Annotated in this window: 14 protein-coding genes and 1 pseudogene; 8 read left to right on the top strand and 7 right to left on the bottom strand. The window is 46.6% G+C overall.

Features of this window, described 5'->3' with window-relative positions; genetic code table 11:
* Positions 1-260: 260 nt before the first annotated feature.
* Positions 261-1,079 (top strand): TrmB family transcriptional regulator, encoded by an 819-nt coding sequence (locus K0C01_RS10390; RefSeq protein ID WP_221169632.1) that lies wholly within the window; start codon positions 261-263, stop codon positions 1,077-1,079.
* A gap of 124 nt (positions 1,080-1,203) precedes the next feature.
* On the opposite strand, the gene K0C01_RS10385 is transcribed toward K0C01_RS10390, so the two are convergent.
* From K0C01_RS10385 to K0C01_RS10370, 4 genes and pseudogenes are all read right to left on the bottom strand, one after another.
* A complete protein-coding gene (locus K0C01_RS10385) occupies positions 1,204-2,586 on the bottom strand; it encodes an APC family permease (RefSeq protein ID WP_397541159.1) in 1,383 nt (460 codons plus the stop codon).
* A 135-nt stretch (positions 2,587-2,721) separates the two neighbouring features.
* A complete protein-coding gene (locus K0C01_RS10380; protein WP_221169631.1) occupies positions 2,722-4,368 on the bottom strand; it encodes a cation:proton antiporter domain-containing protein in 1,647 nt (548 codons plus the stop codon).
* An 83-nt stretch (positions 4,369-4,451) separates the two neighbouring features.
* Positions 4,452-5,744, bottom strand: a pseudogene (locus K0C01_RS10375) (cation:proton antiporter); the annotation flags it as partial.
* A 372-nt stretch (positions 5,745-6,116) separates the two neighbouring features.
* Positions 6,117-6,587 carry a cation:proton antiporter domain-containing protein gene (locus K0C01_RS10370; RefSeq protein ID WP_221169630.1) on the bottom strand — a complete coding sequence of 157 codons (471 nt, stop codon included), beginning with the start codon at positions 6,585-6,587 and terminating at the stop codon, positions 6,117-6,119.
* 181 nt (positions 6,588-6,768) lie between these two features.
* Here K0C01_RS10370 and K0C01_RS10365 point away from each other — a divergent pair, with 181 nt between their 5' ends.
* Both K0C01_RS10365 and K0C01_RS10360 read left to right on the top strand, forming a co-directional pair.
* Positions 6,769-8,220: a PAS domain-containing sensor histidine kinase gene (locus tag K0C01_RS10365; protein WP_221169629.1), complete on the top strand. Its 1,452-nt coding sequence runs from the start codon at positions 6,769-6,771 to the stop codon at positions 8,218-8,220.
* A 724-nt stretch (positions 8,221-8,944) separates the two neighbouring features.
* The gene (locus K0C01_RS10360) at positions 8,945-9,364 is read left to right on the top strand and encodes an HVO_A0114 family putative DNA-binding protein (protein WP_221169628.1); all 420 of its coding nucleotides are present in this window, start codon (positions 8,945-8,947) and stop codon (positions 9,362-9,364) included.
* Between the two features lie 651 nt (positions 9,365-10,015).
* Here K0C01_RS10360 and K0C01_RS10355 read toward each other — a convergent pair.
* The gene (locus K0C01_RS10355; protein WP_255568284.1) at positions 10,016-11,095 is read right to left on the bottom strand and encodes a DUF6498-containing protein; all 1,080 of its coding nucleotides are present in this window, start codon (positions 11,093-11,095) and stop codon (positions 10,016-10,018) included.
* Positions 11,096-11,230: 135 nt separating this feature from the next.
* Entirely contained in the window at positions 11,231-11,407 is a 177-nt protein-coding gene (locus K0C01_RS10350) for a DUF6498-containing protein (protein ID WP_221169626.1), read from the bottom strand.
* A gap of 138 nt (positions 11,408-11,545) precedes the next feature.
* Between K0C01_RS10350 and K0C01_RS10345 the strand changes: the two genes are divergently transcribed.
* On the top strand, positions 11,546-11,944 hold the full coding sequence (locus tag K0C01_RS10345; protein ID WP_221169625.1) for a winged helix-turn-helix domain-containing protein: 399 nt from the start codon (positions 11,546-11,548) through the stop codon (positions 11,942-11,944).
* Positions 11,945-12,200: 256 nt separating this feature from the next.
* Here K0C01_RS10345 and K0C01_RS10340 read toward each other — a convergent pair whose 3' ends face one another.
* The gene (locus K0C01_RS10340) at positions 12,201-13,391 is read right to left on the bottom strand and encodes an ISH3 family transposase (protein WP_397541158.1); all 1,191 of its coding nucleotides are present in this window, start codon (positions 13,389-13,391) and stop codon (positions 12,201-12,203) included.
* 67 nt (positions 13,392-13,458) lie between these two features.
* On the opposite strand from K0C01_RS10340, the gene K0C01_RS10335 reads away from it, so the two are divergent.
* The 4 genes from K0C01_RS10335 to K0C01_RS10320 all read left to right on the top strand — a co-directional run bounded on the left by K0C01_RS10335 (position 13,459) and on the right by K0C01_RS10320 (position 18,120).
* Entirely contained in the window at positions 13,459-13,770 is a 312-nt protein-coding gene (locus K0C01_RS10335) for a DUF7521 family protein (RefSeq protein ID WP_221169624.1), read from the top strand.
* Positions 13,771-14,176: 406 nt separating this feature from the next.
* Complete coding sequence (locus K0C01_RS10330) at positions 14,177-14,632, top strand: universal stress protein (RefSeq protein ID WP_221169623.1); 456 nt, start codon at positions 14,177-14,179, stop codon at positions 14,630-14,632.
* 12 nt (positions 14,633-14,644) lie between these two features.
* Positions 14,645-16,441, top strand: coding sequence for a cation:proton antiporter (locus tag K0C01_RS10325; RefSeq protein ID WP_221169622.1), 1,797 nt, complete (start codon positions 14,645-14,647; stop codon positions 16,439-16,441).
* Positions 16,438-18,120 (top strand): cation:proton antiporter domain-containing protein, encoded by a 1,683-nt coding sequence (locus K0C01_RS10320; protein WP_221169621.1) that lies wholly within the window; start codon positions 16,438-16,440, stop codon positions 18,118-18,120. Before K0C01_RS10325 ends, K0C01_RS10320 begins: the two co-directional genes overlap by 4 nt.
* The last annotated feature ends 106 nt before the right edge of the window (positions 18,121-18,226 follow it).

The following is an 18,226-nucleotide window of genomic DNA, read 5'->3' as shown; positions in this document are numbered from 1 at the left end:
AACTAGGCCAGCATTGTATCAGGTAGCTATTGCTGGTTAGACTAATATGAATGCAAAAAAGAAAGAAAGATAGCACACAGCGAATATATGGTTGGGACCTAGTGCCATGTGCCATTAGACAATACGGGTGAGGGTGTTATAGTTTTGTTGTGATTATCTGAGTTACAAAATTACCACATTTAACAGGAAAAAGTCTTTTTCTCTGAACAATTATCTTTTTCTAGCCGGTTATACTTTATTGTGTAATTGGTTGGGGCCCCATGAATATGACATCACAAAAGCAACAGAGTGCGGTTGAATTACTTAAGAAATTGGGATTAAAAGAATATGAGGCGCGAACATTTACCGCTTTGACGCGCTTGCCGGAGGCAACGGCAAAGGAAATAAGCGAGATTTCTGCTGTGCCACGAACTCGAGTGTACGATGCTGCCGACGTACTTGAAAAAAAAGGTTTAATCGAGATCCAGCATTCAAATCCAAAGGTATTCCGCGCTGTTTCAATTCCTGAAGCAACTGAAACACTTCGGAAAGAGTATACCGAGCGGGTAGCCGAGTTACAGAAGTCACTGGAAATCATGGATCCGATTGACGACGACGGATCGGTAAAACATGAGGTATGGACACTTTCGGGCAGCGCGGCGATTGAAAACCGAATTAATCAGCTTACGACAGAGGCAGAAGAAGAACTACTGCTAATTTTTGATCAACGTGTTGATCTATCTGGACGACTCATTGATCATCTTGCTGAGGCAGCAGCTCGGGGAGCTAATGTTCTAATTGGTACGACCGATGAGTCTACACAAAGACAATTGCAGGAACATCTTCCCAGCACTTCTGTGTTCCTCTCTGAGTTGAAATGGTTAGACGAGTCGCCGATTCCTAAAGATGATACGACGATCAGTCGGTTGCTCTTGGTTGATAAAGCGACAATTATGGTCAGTACATTTGAAGAGACAACCCCAGAGAACGGGGTACGCGAGCAAGCGGTGTTTGGTCGCGGATTTAATAATGGATTTGTGGCAATTGTCCGTCGGCTTATGGCCGCTGGATTAGGGACATTACCTGCCAACGACCCCTGAAGAAGATGAGAGTACAGAACGGTATTGTATCTTGATCAAGACGGGCATTACCGTATACCAGCTATGGCATAAAAAGCGAATAGCGTTAGATAAATTGCTTCAATTCCGCGGTAGTTCCTGTTGGTTAGAGATCATCTTTCAGATTCACATCTCTTGCATAGACCAGATACCATCCGATTGCGATCACAGAAATGATGATGCCAAGGATCTGTGAAAGTCGCTGCATGAACAGAATCAACGCAAAACTGGCAAGGCCCCCTATGATTGGAACAGCTGGATATCCAGGACAACGGAACGATGGGGAGTACCAGCCTGGATCACGCCGTCGGATGACAAGTAGTGCAACACATATGAGCCCGTAAAGAATGAGATGTAGGAACGATGCGACTTCTGCAAGAACCTCTGTTCGCCCGAAAGCAACAAGCACAATCGTAGTTCCACCAACAAACGCTAACGCAAAGTGTGGTGTACCATATTCCCGGTTGACTTTTGCAGCAACCGGTGGAGCAAGTCGGTCAGAGCTTAGACCGTATAGTGCTCGAGACGCACTCAATATCGATGCATTTGCTGATGACAGCGTTGCGAGCAATCCACCGATAAGGATAGCAATTGCGCCGGCCAAGCCGAGATACTCCTCTGCCACGTCAACAATTGCGGTCTCACCCATTTCCAATAACTCCTCACTTGGAAAAGTGTAGCCCGTGATCAGGAGCGTCACAACATAAAAGACGCCGACAAGAACAACTGATCCAACCATTGAGAGTGGAAGATTACGATCAGGATTAACAATGTCCTCAGCGACTGTGGCAATCTGTGCAAAACCAAGGTATGAGGTAAAAACAAGAGCAGCCGTTGTAAGAATCGGAGTATATCCTTCTGGAGCGAAGGATCCACTAACTCTTGATTCTCCTCGAACGCCAAGTAAATCGAGTCCGCTCACTGTAAGGAAGACGATTAGAATTGCCAATAGTAGTCCAACAACAGCGTTCTGTAACGATTCAGTATTCTCTGTGCCAAACACACTGAGGACCGTCAACCCCACGCCAAGGAGAACACCAACAACGCTGACGACCTCAATAGGTCCGACCGCCACACCTGGTGATTCTATGACCCCTATTTCGATAAGAATCTCAATGACATATTCGCCAAACCCAACCAAATAAAACGCCGTTGCAAAGGTCAGTCCAAAAACGAGCCCAATCCCAACAATTGCCCCCGGCAATGCTCCGAGTCCGCGTGAAACAAAATAATAGCCACCGCCGCTTTTGGGCATTGCTGTTGCCAACTCCGATGTTGGCAATGCCACCAGTAAGGCAATGACTGCTCCGATTGCGAATGAAACTGATGCCGCAGGTCCAGCCTCACCTGCTGCCAGGCCAGGAAAAACAAAGATACCGGCACCGATCATCGTACCTGTCCCAATTGTGAGAGCACCAGCTAACCCAATTGTCCGATCAAGTTCGTCTTCACCTGTTTGTCCGCCGCCGTTATCTGTCACGGTATCAATAGTATCTGCGCTAGCCTAATTAAGTTAGCGTCAGCGTCCTATTTTCAATGCTGTTTGTGTAGCAGACTGACGGTGTTTGAGCTGTTCAATGCGACAATGGAAAGTGGATTTTGCAGTAGACAACTTATGTGTATGTCAATGGAACTTTGGTTCTACAGAACTGACATCGTCGTCAAGCACTTCCCGGACCTTCTTTATCAATTGCTCACCTGCCAGCAGATCTGAGACAATAACGTATGTCGCTCCAGCATCAAGCAACTCAAGGGCGGTGCGCTGTTCTGTCGCACGGAGTATAAGATCTGGATCAAAGTCAAATTCAAGTAGCCGCTTAGACATTCGTTCGGACAGTGTTGTCGAAATAATGATATTAGCCTCATCGGCATTTGCTTTCTCCCAAACATACTGGTTCATTGCATCACCAAAGATATACTGATCACACTTAGCAGCAATCTCATCACGACGGGTTAAATCATTTTCAATCACAACGTAAGGCTCGTCCATTTCCTCATACGTCTCAACGAGCTGTCTGCCCGTTCTTCCATAGCCGACGATAATGGCATGGTCTGAGATATCTTCAGACACATGGCTTAGCTCATCAACTTTTCTGTGCCGAGTCGGGAGGATATTTTGACCTGCAAGCCACCGATATATTTGTTCGTCATATCGGTGTGTGAGACTCGATGTGACCATTGTAACAGCGGCAGCAAAGATAATTGCATCAAACACAGACTGGGCCAGCAAGCCAAGCAACAACGCCTCGATTGCGATAATCAGAGCGAATTCGCTGACTTGATCAGTTGTCAGCGCTGTTAATGTCGCGGTACGTGCCTCGTATCCTTGGTAGAGAAGAGTCGCAACTGTGATTACTGGTTTTATCACCACAGTGAAAATGATTAATCCAGAAGCGATCAGGAGTTTCTCGATGGACGCGGCTGCAGGCATCTCGAAGAACGGAACCACAACCAGTGCTCCAACAGTAACAAAGAAAATTGCAATAAAGAAGTCCTTGATTGATTCCAGACCAGTGAACAAACCGAGATATTCTCCAGGTTCGTGTCGGACCGCAATGCCGGCGGCAAATGTCCCAATAACGATCGAGATGCCAGCAAGCTCTGCCGCGCCGAGAAATAAAACCAGCAACGAGACCACGCCAACAATCATAAGCTCATCAGATCCACTCGCCAGTCGGCCAACCAGACTGAACAAGTATCGGTTGACAATAAGAGCCCCAATTAGTAGCATAACACCGTAACCTAGCTCGATTGCGACAGGATCTGGCGCAAGTGTCCCTGCTCCGACCACCAGAATAATACCGACAGCAACGAGATCTTCGACAAAATTGATCGAGTCTGCCAATCGACCACGAACGAGATTTATATTGAGTTCTGTTTTTGAGAGTGCTGTTCCAACCATCGTTGAGGACAGTGCCACAGCAACACCCAGAAAGACCGCTTGCTCAAGTGGCACTCCAAGTACAAATCCAAATCCTGTACCCAGTGATCCAGCAATGAATATATGACCAAGGGCAGCAAGTTCGCTATCGGCAAGAACAGTTCGGATTTCATCCAGTTGAATCCGGAGTCCGAAATCAAATACTAACAGTGCGACGCCGTATCTAGCCAGCTCAAGTAGCAATGCGTCTTCCTCAATAACAAGAGCACCGGCAAGAATGCCTGCGATGATCAAAAATGGAACCGCCGGGAAGTCAAACCAATCGGCGATTAGCAGGAATGGTCCAGCAATAATGAACAGAACCGCAACTGTTGTCAAAAGCTCAGACATTGCAATCACCACCGCACATCGGCTGTCGGCTACTACTTAGTAGCCGAAGACGCGTGTTTCGCAACGTATACCGGGTAATTTGATTAATCATCAAGATCACCAACCATCTGGTCATGTGTTTCCGGAAATGGATCCGGGTTGCGAAGGAGTTCTCCGTCACTTGTGATCGCTCGGTTGAATTCCGGGCGCCCTTCAGCGTGCGCTCGGAGATAATTAGCCAATCGATCAGCTGCAAGATCAACACTCGTAATAACATAGTCAGCTCCATGCTTGTACAGTTCATCAGCCTCCTCTTGCGTATTAGCCTCAACAAATACTGTCGCATCGTCAGGTACTTCCTCTAATATTGTTTTATTCACTGGAACTTGGTCAGATGATGAAAGAACAAAGTCAGCTTTCTTTAAGCCGATGTCCTTGCGGATAGTTGCACTTTTCATGTTGCCATACACAGCATCAAATCCGGCGGATTTCAGAGCCTCAGTATGTTCTACCTGGCGATCAACAACAACTACATCATCATAATGTTCATCCAATAACGGAAGGATATTTCGCGTGACATCATCATATCCAACAACAACAGCGTGCTCATAGTAATCTTTCGCGCCGTCAGAGAAGGTATCCTCAGGTTCAAACCGTGATAGCTGTGATTCAAATCGGTTGAATAGTTTGTCACCAAAGGCAATGAAGTATACCGAAACAGCCATCGTGATCAACGCAAGCAGAGTTAGGAATCCAAGGATCTCTTCGCTGATAAAATTCCCTTCGAGTGCAGCAACACCGACAACAATGCCAAACTCACTAACCTGAATCATATACAGACTGCCAAGGAAGTTTGTCTCAATGTCGAAGTCCTGCCAGTTGATGAGGACAAAGAAGATCAGGAATTTCGCAGGCATAAGTACTGCAGCAGCGATAACCGCTTCCTCCCAGTAGAATAGAAGTTCGCTTGCTTCAATGTCCAGTGCGACAGAGACAAAGAAAATCATTACAAACAGGTCAGTTAGAGGGTTGACTCGGTCTTGTAGTTGTTTACTGTATGGAAGTTGAGCAATTGCCAGTCCAGCAAGGAATGCTCCCATCTCAATAGAGAGATACGCTTCGATACCAAGTGGCGAAAGAAAGAGATTGATCTGATCAGAAACAAAAATAAACAGAAATACCCACGAGATTGCAATTAGGAAAAAGACATCTTTGTTGTTGGCGATTCGCCGAAAGAGCTTCGGAAGAACATATTTCGAGGCAGCTAATGCAGCAACTATAATAAGCGCAACAAGTATAAGAACGATCACTAGAGTTGTCCCAATCTCAGCTACACTGTCTGGTCGTCCTGCAGCCAAAACAGCAAGTAGAATAACAACGACGATGTCCTGCGCAATTGACCTCCTCCCACCCGTGAACGGGGTGGGATTCCCACGGCACCGCACCGCTTGGTTGGGAGTTTCAGGTTTGCAGTCCAGTCGGCATGACCAGACCGCTGGCGGGGCCAAGCCGCCGTTACTCCTATCCCGGCATGGGATTCAGAGTTACCGTGTGTCCGGAATCCACAGCCAGCGGCCTGAAGGGGATTCCTTCAGACGTGGTGTGGTCCGAATCCCGATATTATCCGTTTAATAGGGCGGCGAAACCGCCTCGGCGTGGTCATGTCTACGTTCTGATTGCTGATAAAACACCGGGATAGCTCAGTCCCGTGGATAGATTCCCAGTTGTTGGCTTTATCCACACCCGTAAACGGGTGGGCTTTCGCCTTGCTAACGCTGTAAGACACCAACATCGATCTTTCCGTGAAGGGTCGTTGCTTCACCCTTGTCAGTAAGCATCTTAATTACAACTGCCGTCGAGCTATACATCACCGCCAGACCAATCATAACTGACTCAAGAAGCGAAAACCCGAGCACGTAAGCAACTCCAAATCCGACAGTTGCAACGGCTGTCATTTGCGGAATTGATATCTTAACAATTGGAGAAAGAACATGTCGGATATCATCAAGCCGCATCTTAATTCCGAGTAAAAAGAGGAGAAATGCAAGCCCGAAATCTGAGAGCGTCTCAGTCAGTTCCGTAACCTCGACAATTCCGAAGGCAACAGGCCCAATAAGTACCCCTGCTACAATATACGCAATGATTGTGGGCTGTCCGGTCTGTCTGGCGACAAACCCGAGTAATGCTGCGCTCAATAGAATGATTGCGAGATCAACAGTGAGTGCGATATCAGTAACCACTTGACTTGTCTGTTCTGAAAACACTCTGAAGGAAATAAAACCACCGTATAGAAGATTGCCTGGGTTCCTTCAGGTAGCTATCATTCTGGGAGCAGAGATTACGAATCACATAGATGGGGGCAATATCACAGTGGCCGCACAGAACTGACTACTTTTGTATCTACCAAACATATATTATGCAATGGGAAATCAAGAGAAGAGCAATGAAGTTATCAATACCGCTGGTTCTGATTCGAATGAAAACGAGGAGGTATATCAGCGGATCTTCGACACAGTCGATGACAGTATATTTCTGATTAATGTTGAGGAGACGGACGGAGAATATGTATTCCGTTACCAACGTAATAATCCGTCACATCAACAGCGAACCGGTCTTTCCCAGGAAGACTTGCAGGAACAGACACCATCAGACCTCTTTGACGCTCAGCAAGCAACTGAACTTGTTGAAAACTATCAGCGATGTGTTGATTGTCGTGATACGATCAACTACGAAGAGACGATTGAGGTTCCTGCTGGAATAACATACTGGCAAACAACGCTGACACCTATCATCGAAGATAGACAGGTAACGCAAATTGTTGGCATTGCGCGAGATCAGACTGAACAGCGGGCATACCAGCAAAGACTTGAGCAGACACAGCAGCGTATAGAGCTGATACTCAAGGCGACAACCAGTGTTATCTATGAAATTGATCCAGCAACGGGAGCTGTTGAAACCTATCCGACACCAAATCCAGTGTTGGAAACTAACATCAAATCCACTGATGAATATCTGACTTATGTTCACCCGGAGGACGAATCATTAGTAAAGGAGGAAGCAACACTGGCTGAGCCTGGAGATTCGTATAAGCGTGAGTACCGTCTTCAGACTGAGGAGGGTATTCGCTGGGTGAGTGATTACGCCCAGCGGATCGAAACTGGATCCGGAGATGATGCCAATGTCGCTGATATTGGACTTCTTATAGATATCACCACACAGAAGCACCAGCAACAAAAGCTTCGTCGGCAGAAAGAGCGACTTGACGAATTTGCAAGTGTTATTTCACACGATCTACGCAATCCGCTCAATGTTGCACAGGGACGAGCTGCACTTCTCGAAGAGGAAGTTGAGAGTCCACATACTGACCCGCTTGTTGAGTCGCTCGACCGCATCGAAACTCTCGTTGAAGATACCCTTGCACTTGCTCGACAGGGTGAGACAATTGCTGAAGTTGAATCAATCAACGTAACTGATCTTGTTGGCAAGTGTTGGAATCAAGTCGACACTAATGATGCGACATTAGAGGTCGTTGATAATATGACAGTGGAAGGTGACTTCAGTCGCTTACAACAGGTATTTGAGAACCTATTTCGCAACGCGGTCGAGCACGGGAGGCAAGATGTTACTGTGCGCGTCGGTCAATTGGATGGCAATGATGGTATATTCGTCGAGGATAACGGACCAGGAATCCCAGACGAAAGACAAGATCTGGTGTTCGATCCCGGCTATTCATCATCAAAGGACGGCACTGGATTTGGCCTATCAATTGTTCGTCGCATCATCGAAGCGCATGGCTGGGAAATAACTCTGAAAGCAGAGAAAGACGGTGGAACCCGATTTGAGTTTACAAGCGTTGTATTTAGCGATAAGTAATCTGGAAACTAACTAGCTATTCTGAGGTGCACCTCAGGATATCTAACTTTTCTGGATTCATAGCTGGATTCAAATTCACAGGCGGTACGAGGCGGATGCCACAGGGCTTGCCCCCCTTTGGAGGAAGCCGACACGTAGTTGACCATAACCATTTACTTAGTTTGAATCCACACGAAAGCACAGTGACTCACAGCCCAAAGCGTTGTGAGTTACGGGGTGTCAGTCAATCAACCCGCAAGGTAGGGGCGTTGAGTGTGACTGGTCAGACCAGGCCTACCGAACTACGCTCGGGGAGAACAGGGGTCCACTAACAAGCTTCGGGGTCGTACAGAAATCGAAAATTTCCGTGATGACAAGACGCTTCACCTCTCGAACTACTTGATACCGAGGTAGTCAACACCGGTCAGTCCTAGAAGACGAGAACGTAGCCTGTAAATGTTAAATTGGCACAACCGTAGTAGAGCAGTACTATCGATAATCTGGCTAGAGACCGTGTCTTTCTCCTGTTCTGAAAAAGCCAAGCGGTTTAGTAATATATATTACACATGTGGGGAATTATTATTATGTTTGAATATAAATTATTGAACTAGTTGGTCTGGACAAAATGACTAACTGGTTCGATAGACGATACACAACACAAGACATGCGGGGATAGGCAGCAGCAGTCGGTAAAACAGCAGAGTGCCTACGCTGACTATCAATTAACGGGAGTTTGACAGAGTGTATGAGCAGCAATGATAACGACAAAGAACATAACGCGAAGGACCAAGACCAGCGAGTCTTGCAATTATGGGTTATACCCACGGACAATATAGATCAGGAAACAACACTACCTAGCAGAGAACGGGCAGTAAATCCAGATAAGACCATTGTGCTTAATACGCCAGATGCGTTTCAAAAAGTGGTTACACCACAGCGAATGGAGATTCTCAACGTATTGGTTGAATCAGCGCAACCTGTTGATATCAAGACGCTCTCAAGGGTAGTTGATCGAGGAACAGAGACCGTTTGCAATGATGTTAAATTACTCTCAAGCCACGGAGTTATTGAGGTGACCGAGACTGATGATATGATGACGTCATATCTGCCGTATGATACGGTTCGAGTAGACGTTGACTTTCCATTGGCATCCTCCCCCGCCTGAAGGCGGAGGAATCCCAAACGCTGGGATAATAACCCGAACACCTCGGAGACTTTCGACCGACCGCTACGTTATATCTTTCCATACTAATTGGGGTCCGTCGCCAAATGCCGGTTCAGTAGCGGATCGAAAGCAAGTCACTACGGAGCAAGGGACCACTACAAGCATTCGGACGATGGAAGTAAATATTACTCTCCTGCCAGCATCAATCCTGGTCATGACAAGGTTTGTCTGATCAATGATATATAATATAGTGATTGTAAGGAGGCTAATAATCTCCGTAATTCCCAGCGTGCCCATCATGTGCCATCATGAGCTGTTGGGATCTATCCCACCTTCCCTCCACAGAACCAGATACACGTTAAGTTCGGCGTGAGCAAGAGCTACAAAGCCGAGCAACGCAGTAATATAAATTCCAAGTTCAAACATTCCACTAGTTGCGAATAGCATCCAAAGACAGAAACAACAGCACAAGCTCAAGATACCGAACCCGCCACTTGGTACAGAAATTGCTGATTGTCAGTGAGTATAGTACATAATACAATCAGTAATCAAATTATACCTTTGAAATAGTCGTTTCATATATAGCCCCAGAATTACTTCCTACTTGTTCACTGGGGCCGTGTGTAGAGTGTATTATATACGGTTCAGTTATTACTGCCACCAGCTGATCTGGTTACGTACCGATTCTGGATCAGAAATCGAGGGCAAGTCCTGAATCATCTCCTCGTCATCACTGGTTACACGGGCGCTCTGGCCGGGGACAATGTCCGATTGGAGTGTCCACCTGCCGGCATGCTGAGTGTCATTCATCCGGACTCGTATTACTCCCGTTCCAAATATGCGGCCGAAGATTCCGCGATAAATCATACACTCACTGACTTTGTGTGCTGGGATGTACGTAGCAATTGTCTCATGACGGGTGTTGTAAATACATAGGCCGTGAGAATATACACGGTACTCAAGATAGCGATAGCGGTAGTATATAACTGCCAGTCCGAAGAGCCATAATCCGACGGTGCTGATAGCCAGAAAACCACCGAACATCACTGTCGCATAGAATGGCCATTTGAGGAGATCAAGCAGAATACCCCCATAAATCCCAACTGTCAGTAGCGTCGCTATTGGTGCAGCAACAGCGAAAATGAGTCCATGGACAACAAGCAATGGCCGTATGCTCGGGGTTCCGGTCCACTCTGGCGATTCTTCCGGAGATGTCTCTCTTGAGAACGGTGCCACAGTTGGTGAAGTAATACCAAGCAGCTGGGAAGCAGCTACGTCGCCGGTTCCTTTAACCAAAATCAAAATGGCAGCAAGAAAAGTAGGATTTGTTTCAAGCCACTGTATTCCACCTGCAAAAACTAGCACAGCAAGGAAAAGCCACAGTTGTCCGACTAATCGAGCTGTTTGGAATTCTGGTGTAACATTCGTGTATTCCTCATTACCAATAAAATCATGTTGTAGTTTAAAAAGATGAGACCCAGCCATTGCTGCCACAGCGAGAACCACAGTACCTACTGTGAGCAACTCAGCATCTGTACTCATAACTTCAGTGAGTGTGTCCCAAATTGGGGATCCTCGAGTAATTACAAGGAAAAACATTCCATATATGACAAGTGAAGCGACTGCAAGCCACGCTTTCCCGAGCCGAACTGATGGACCTTCTGGAGACAGTTGGATATCGTCTGGTAACCGCCCAGTACGATCCCCTTCGGCAAGCATAATTTTTGGCACATTAAGGCGGGCGTGCAGAAGTGTTCACAGGGCTGAACCGGCTGATCTCTATCTGCGCCAGATCCTCAAAATACGGCCTGGTATAGATGAAATAATGATTTGAGCCGAAATCTCTAATCAGGCAGTAGAGATGTGCTAACCTTTCTGCACGCCCGCCACATTAAGTAAGATGACAACAGCGAATTCGAACCAGTACAGGGCTAAAACAAGCCTGGGATTCCAATCAAGCACCAAGATGCCAGCAAGAGGGATCAAGTTGACGAGCAATAATGCTGTCGTCGGAACCAGTGATGATCTTGTTTTGGTGGACATATCCTGTACTAACACCGTTATTTAGTATTCAGTAGGGAGTTAGTTGTTATCCGAGCAGTAGGTTATGCAAATACCGGTAGGTAAACAAGTCTGACGACACTCGTTTGTGGTGTTAACTCTACACGGCCACGATCAATAATGACAAGTGATCCGGATGATATCTTTGAGGCCCTTTCAAGCGAGATAAGTCGAGAGATTCTGGCGGCAGCAAGTGTAAGACCTATGTCCGCTCAAGAGTTAGAACAGGTATGTGATGCATCCCTTCCAACGATTTATCGTCGTCTTGAGATGCTCCAGAACTATGATCTTCTTTCTGAACAGCAAGTTGTTGATCCAGAAGATGGCCAATACAAGCAGTATTCAACTGATCTAAAGGAAATCAATATTGTTGTGGAGAATGGTAGTTACAACGTGGATATCCGTGTGCAAAAAGACACTGTGGACAAGTTTGGAAAGTTGTTCCGTGATCTTGGGGAGGGGCGCAGAGATCCGGATTCAACTGACCAATCGGAGCCAGACTCACAAACGGAGGAATAAGCATGATTGATGTAGAAGTTTGGATGTTCGTAGCCAGCAACCTCGCTAGTTGTCCATTCTCTTGATCGCGGTGGCAGCAAGAGTCCGGTCTGACACCGTAAGGACGCCGATACGAGACGAAGTACACTTCTGACACCACGAAGAGTTGAGGAACAGTCACAAATCTGGTTGGTTTCGACTATAGTCGTCGCTCAGACCGATCTCCGAAGACAGCTGTCGCTGTTCGCCAGCCTCGCTTCAGGCGAAGCGAGGCGGATTAACCGAGTCCGTGGTCGTATCCTGGTGGGAGTCCTTCTCCGTTCGTCTGATGCTTCTCCTTCCAGCCGAGTTCATCATCTAACACCCGTTCGACCCCATGCAGAAACGCATCGCCAAACGTGAACGTTTCGGGAAGTGCTCGCCCGCCACGCTGTGGACGGGCGAGCACCGCCCACTGTAACACGAGCCACAGCTGCTCCAACAGAAACCCCACGCCCACGTAGAAGAGCCGAATTGTCGTCGAAGGCGTTGTTGTCAGGGCACGCGCTTCTCGGAACTTCTCGTAGCTCTTCTCGATCCGTGAACGCTTGTCGTAGACTGTAGCGACTTGCGCGGGCGTGCGGTCTTCCAGACCGTACGCCGCGTATCCCGTCGTTTTCACACCAGACTTCCCGCGGTCACCGTTCTGATAGGTGACGTTCACCGCCAGTGGATATGTCTGTTCGTGCTCCTTCCCTTCACAGATTGTCTCTTCGGTCATATGTGACGCGGTCTTGGAGAGTTTCTCTCGGAGCGAGTCTTTCCGGGTTATGACCGGAAAGACTGGCGGTGCTGTCTCCCGAAGCACACCGATTAACTCCCCGACAAAGGGGTCCCTGTCCATGAGAATCTGGTCGATCTCGAATGGGTATTTCTTGACGCAGGCGAGCACGCGCTCGACCGCGTCCGCCTTGCTGTCCTCGCCGTCGACTGGTTCGACCGCTAGTGTCAGTGGCTTTCCCTGCGCGATGACGAACGCAGTACAGTACCGGTGACACTTCGTCGTTCCGTCGCGTGCTTGCATCCTCCTGAACTCGTCCTCGTCGTCTGGATGACCGTGGAACGGATTGTCCATGAAGTCCAGACAGATGGTTCTCGACCGGTCGCGGTCGAGAACCGTCATTGCCACCAGTGCGAGGATATCGTTAACCGCATCAAGCATCGGCTTTTTGTCCAGGGTGTGCAACCAGTCCATCACTGTCTCGCGGTTTGGCGTGTCCTCAGTGTGTGTCGTGACGCCGTTGACTGAGGTTGTGTCAACAGCAGCTCGTAAGACGACTTCCATGATCTCCTCGGAATCGAGGGCTCCGGCCTCGATTCCGTCCATCGGTATCAGCTCAAGCAACTCCATGCTAAGAGACTTCAACTGACTGTTCGAAATGTATTCGTCCGGATCTGTGAGGATGCGTTTGAGTCTTGGGAACTCCATCACACACAGGAATCCGGACAGCGGCTGAATCAGGCGACTGATTCAGTCGCGTCATTCTGATCACTATGTGTCAGCAACTGGTCTCTTAAGCCAGAGTGGACAACTAGCGAACCTACTCGTGTTCGTCGTCGGAAGTACACTCACTATTCTTAGCTACAAGGCGCAGCAGCGGTTTGAACATAAAAGTCTCCGGTACACGACGCTTGGCTTTGCACTTATTACCGTCAGCACAATCGTAGAGGCCTTCTATGCCCCAGGAATGATTGATACCGGTCCACTAAAGGACGGGCAACTTCTCGCTCTCTATACAGTTGAGTCAGCGCTAATTGGATTTGGGCTGGCCTGTATCGCGTACTCCGTACTACAATACGACCGATAGCTCCGATCCGGATGGGTGCGGTTGTCATATGGCCTGTCAGTCAGATCAAATTTGAGACAGAATGGATGGACTGGTGTATCCAGTTCACTTGACATTCTTAGCCCTAAATTAAGAGCGTACTGAGTGACGTTCTTCCGACCAGACGACTGATGGTTCCACCCAGAGTGGGACAGAAATCCATCTCGCTATCTATTTTTAACACTTAGTGAACATCAGACAGTGGTTGACTCAAAATATTTAATATATTTCATTATTTTAGAGCTATTATCAGAGTTTGAATACTAGTATCCGTAAATAGATCCAATGAGACCTGTTTTTTTACCTATTTTCGGGTTCTAGTTTACCCAGAATGAAAGTGAATGAAAGAATGACACGTGTGCTTCCCTAAAATATAGTTGAGTCTGTGATGGAACGAGTGTTGATACCAACCGATGGGACTGGACACGTAAAGGAAGCTGCTGCACTTGCTGTCAATCTTGCTGATAACTATGATGCGACGCTTCATGCACTATATGTAAATAATACAGTTCCTAAGAAACTTGACAGACCTCCCGTGTTCAATACCGATCTTGAAGATATTGACTGTGAGGCAATGCAGGAGGTTTACCAGCAGGCAAATAAACGGGGATTCGACGATATTACCGGATCAGTCTCTACTGGATATCCTGTCAAAGAGATTGTCCGATATATTGAGATACAACAAATTGATCTGGTAGTTGTACACACCGGAAGTCAGACAGGTGTTGAACGGCTTTTGAATCGGAATACAGCAAAACAGGTTCTTCAACAGTCGCCTGCACCGGTTCTTGCTGTTCCTCAGACCACAGAAAAGCAGCAAATAAACTCACTGGCTAATAGTTAATGCTTTTTGTACATGCTTCAAGGATATTCTCTCGACGGGGCTCAGGAGATTGGTACATTAGGTGATTTCACGCTTGCCGCTGATTTTGCTATCGTTATCGTTGTGGCTACTCTTGTTGGGTTACTCGCACGACAATTCGGACAACCCACCATCGTGGCGTACATCATTACAGGCGTGCTACTTGGTCCAGTAGCATTAGACATCGTCACTGATGAAGGCCTGATTGATGATATGGCCGAGCTTGGGCTTGGGTTCCTCCTCTTTCTGCTTGGGCTTAAAATGCGGCTTGAAGATATCCGCGAGATTCTAAGGCCAATTACTAATATTGCAATCGGACAGACGATATTACAAACCGCATTAGCACTCTTGGTCGCAGTCTTGCTTGGATTTGCTACACAAGAGATTCTAGTCATTGCTTTAGCAACTGTGTTCGGTGCAACTCCGATAATTGTGAAGGTACTTACTGATAAAGATGAAATTTCATCGCTCCCTGGCAAGATTGATGTCGGGGTGCTTATTGTACAAGATATCTATCTTGTTGTTGTTCTTGCCTTATTCGGTGCTGATCAACTCGGCAACCTCAGCGAAATTGCGAGTACACTTGCTGTTATCTTTGTTATGATGAGTTTTATTGGGATTTTCTCAATTGCTTCATCTCGCTACCTTTTGCCAAGATTGTTCAAACGGATCGCAGACAACAAGGATGTCTTTCTCATCGTTGCAGTTGCTTGGGTATTTTTGTTTATCGCAATCGCTGAACTGTTTGACCTCTCCGTTGAGGTGGGAGCATTCCTCGCCGGAATCAGCCTTGCACAACTTCCATATAGCAAGGAATTACAGGACCGTATTACTCCGATTACAGATTTCTTCATTCTTGTGTTCTTTGCGTCGATCGGCCTTCAAATCGAAAGTCTTGGAAGTTTGCTTGCATACTGGCAGGAAGCGATAATCGCGTCTGTTGTCCTCATGATTGGAAACTTCTGGATTATGTTCTATCTGATTGATCGAGAAGGATTTAGCGTCGAAACATCTTTTCTTGGCTCAATCAACATGGTTCAAGTAAGTGAGTTCTCACTTGTCGTTGGAGCACTTGCTTTCCAACAAGAGTACATTGGAGCCGATGTACTTGGATACCTCACACTGATGGCCCTGCTAACGATGACAGTGTCGACATATGTCATTCTCCACAATCATACGATCTACGAGCGTGTTGAGCCATGGTTTCAGCGAATTGCCTCAGACAATGGGACTGACAAAGAGTTGTCTGAATACGGCGACCATGTGGTTTCCATTGGCTATGACGAGGTTACGAAACGAGCTCTTCCAGTGCTTAACGAGGAATTTGACACAGTTGTTGTCATTGATAGAGACACAGAACACAGCTCAGAATTGCAGAAACAAGACCAATACGAACATATATTTGGTGATTTCAAACATAAAGAAGTCCGCAAGGCAGCAAATCTGAAAAATGCTAACTTCGTGCTGAGTTCAAGTGTGGAACGGGAAGTAAATGAGATTCTTCTCTCAGAAACAAGCGATGAGACGATTGTATTCACAGAAGCTGAAAACGCCGAAGACGCCCATCGACTGTATGAAGCAGGGGCAGCATATGTTGTGATAACATCTCATTTAACAGCCGATCAGTTGAGTGATTATCTCGAAATGTACGTTACAGACAGGACAAAGCTTAGAGAGCAAATTCAGACGGAGATTAGATGGATTGAACAGCAAGTTGATACGCACACAGATGAAGATTACCCAGCCGCTGAGGTCGATATTGATATACAAACATCGGGGGGTGAACAATGACTGAAGTCATTATTACGCTATCTGTCGTATTCGTTGCTGCAGGTGCACTGCTCCTACTGGCTAACCAGTTTAGCTATCCAATTATTCCATTTTATATCATAGCTGGTGTCATCGCAGGGGTAGTCATTTCTCCAGATGACATAATCGATCTTGCACAATGGGGAATTGCATTTTTAGTATTCGTATTTGGAATTCGCATTGATTTAAGCGATATTCAGTTGGTATTCCGAGATGTAGAGATTCCAGCGGTTACGCAACTCCTTGTCGTAAGCGTAATTGCCGCAAGCATTGGATATGGATTGAGTTTGTCCTTTGGCTTTGAACACCCCAGTCGAAATGCGATTTATTTCGCCGCCGCTGCGATCCTTAGCTCAACGATTGTAGGATCAGGCATACTCGCGAATGAAATCCAGAATAATCTTGTCTACGGGCGACTGTCTTCTTCAATACACTTCTTCGATGACATTATTGCAATTGGCTTAGTGTTGATTCTCTCGGCAGAAACACTTACAGATCCACAGTTAATCGCGTCAAATATTGGGGTTGGCGTTCTATTGCTACTTGCCGGTATAGTCTTCTATCGCTACGGATTTCCAATCCTTGTTCGGATCGCTGGTGGATCGGATGAGCTTGTATTAATGGGAAGTATTTCTATTCTGATTGCATTTATTGCCGCCGCTGAAATAACGAATGTTTCCATTGTTGTTGGAGCCTTTGCTGCCGGATTAGCAATTCGAGATACAGGTGAAGAAGCGTTGACAGTTCGCAATGGAATCAACTCAATTAAAGATTTCTTCGCTGCAGTTTTCTTTGTCACAATCGGTGCTCTGGTGCAATTACCGACGATTGAAACACTTGTGCTGACTGCTGTTTTGATTACCCTTGTCCTGTTTGTCAATCCCGCTATATACACTGTTGCGTTTCTATATGAGGGATACGACATACGAACATCATTCTTTGCAAGCTCAGCACTAACACAAACAAGCGAATTTGCACTGATCATCGCCATTCAGGCATGGATGCTTGGGACGATTGCTCAAGATTTATTCAATGCAATTATTTTGGCAGCAGCAATAACGATGATAGCTACTGCACTCATTCGTCGCTACGAGGAGACGCTATATAGTATAATTAGCACGTATATAATAAATGAGCATCGAACTCGACAGGTAGATGAACACAGTTCTGTCGATAAGACACTCGAGGATCATACCGTAATTATTGGATACAGTCAAAAGGCACGGCAGCTTGTACGACGACTTGAAGCACTAAATGAGCCATATGTTGTTGTCGAAAATGATCCAGTACAACGCAAAGCACTCGAGTCAGACTGTCAAAACTACGTGTTTGGTGACGCGATGGCATCATATCCAATGGAGAAAGCACGCGTATCACAAGCAAACCTCGTTGTCTCGACAGTTGATTACGATCCGCTCTCTAGATCCCTTATCGAGTATGCAGCAGAAACGGATATTATCGTACAAGCAGATAATCCGGTTAATGCCCAAGAATTACTTGATATGGGAGCAACATTCGTGGCCCTTCCAGATAGACTAGCATCAAACCAGTTAATTGAGAATATACAGCGAGTATGTGAAGATAACCAAGAAATCTCTCGTCTCAAAGAAGAGCATCTTCGCTATCTTTCAGGATTGTCTGACGAGCCTGTCAGTCGGTGATATATTTAGCATAAATAGATGGCCAACCAACCATGCTCACTTACAGCTGATGTCGTTTGCTTCCTGAAGACTGAAGTACAGCTATGTGACTAAACTCATAAAGTAT

The organism is Salinarchaeum sp. IM2453 (assembly GCF_019693215.1).
Taxonomy (GTDB): domain Archaea; phylum Halobacteriota; class Halobacteria; order Halobacteriales; family Salinarchaeaceae; genus IM2453.
Note: the sequence above shows the minus strand (reverse complement) of the source record. Positions and strands in the feature narration are given on the sequence as shown.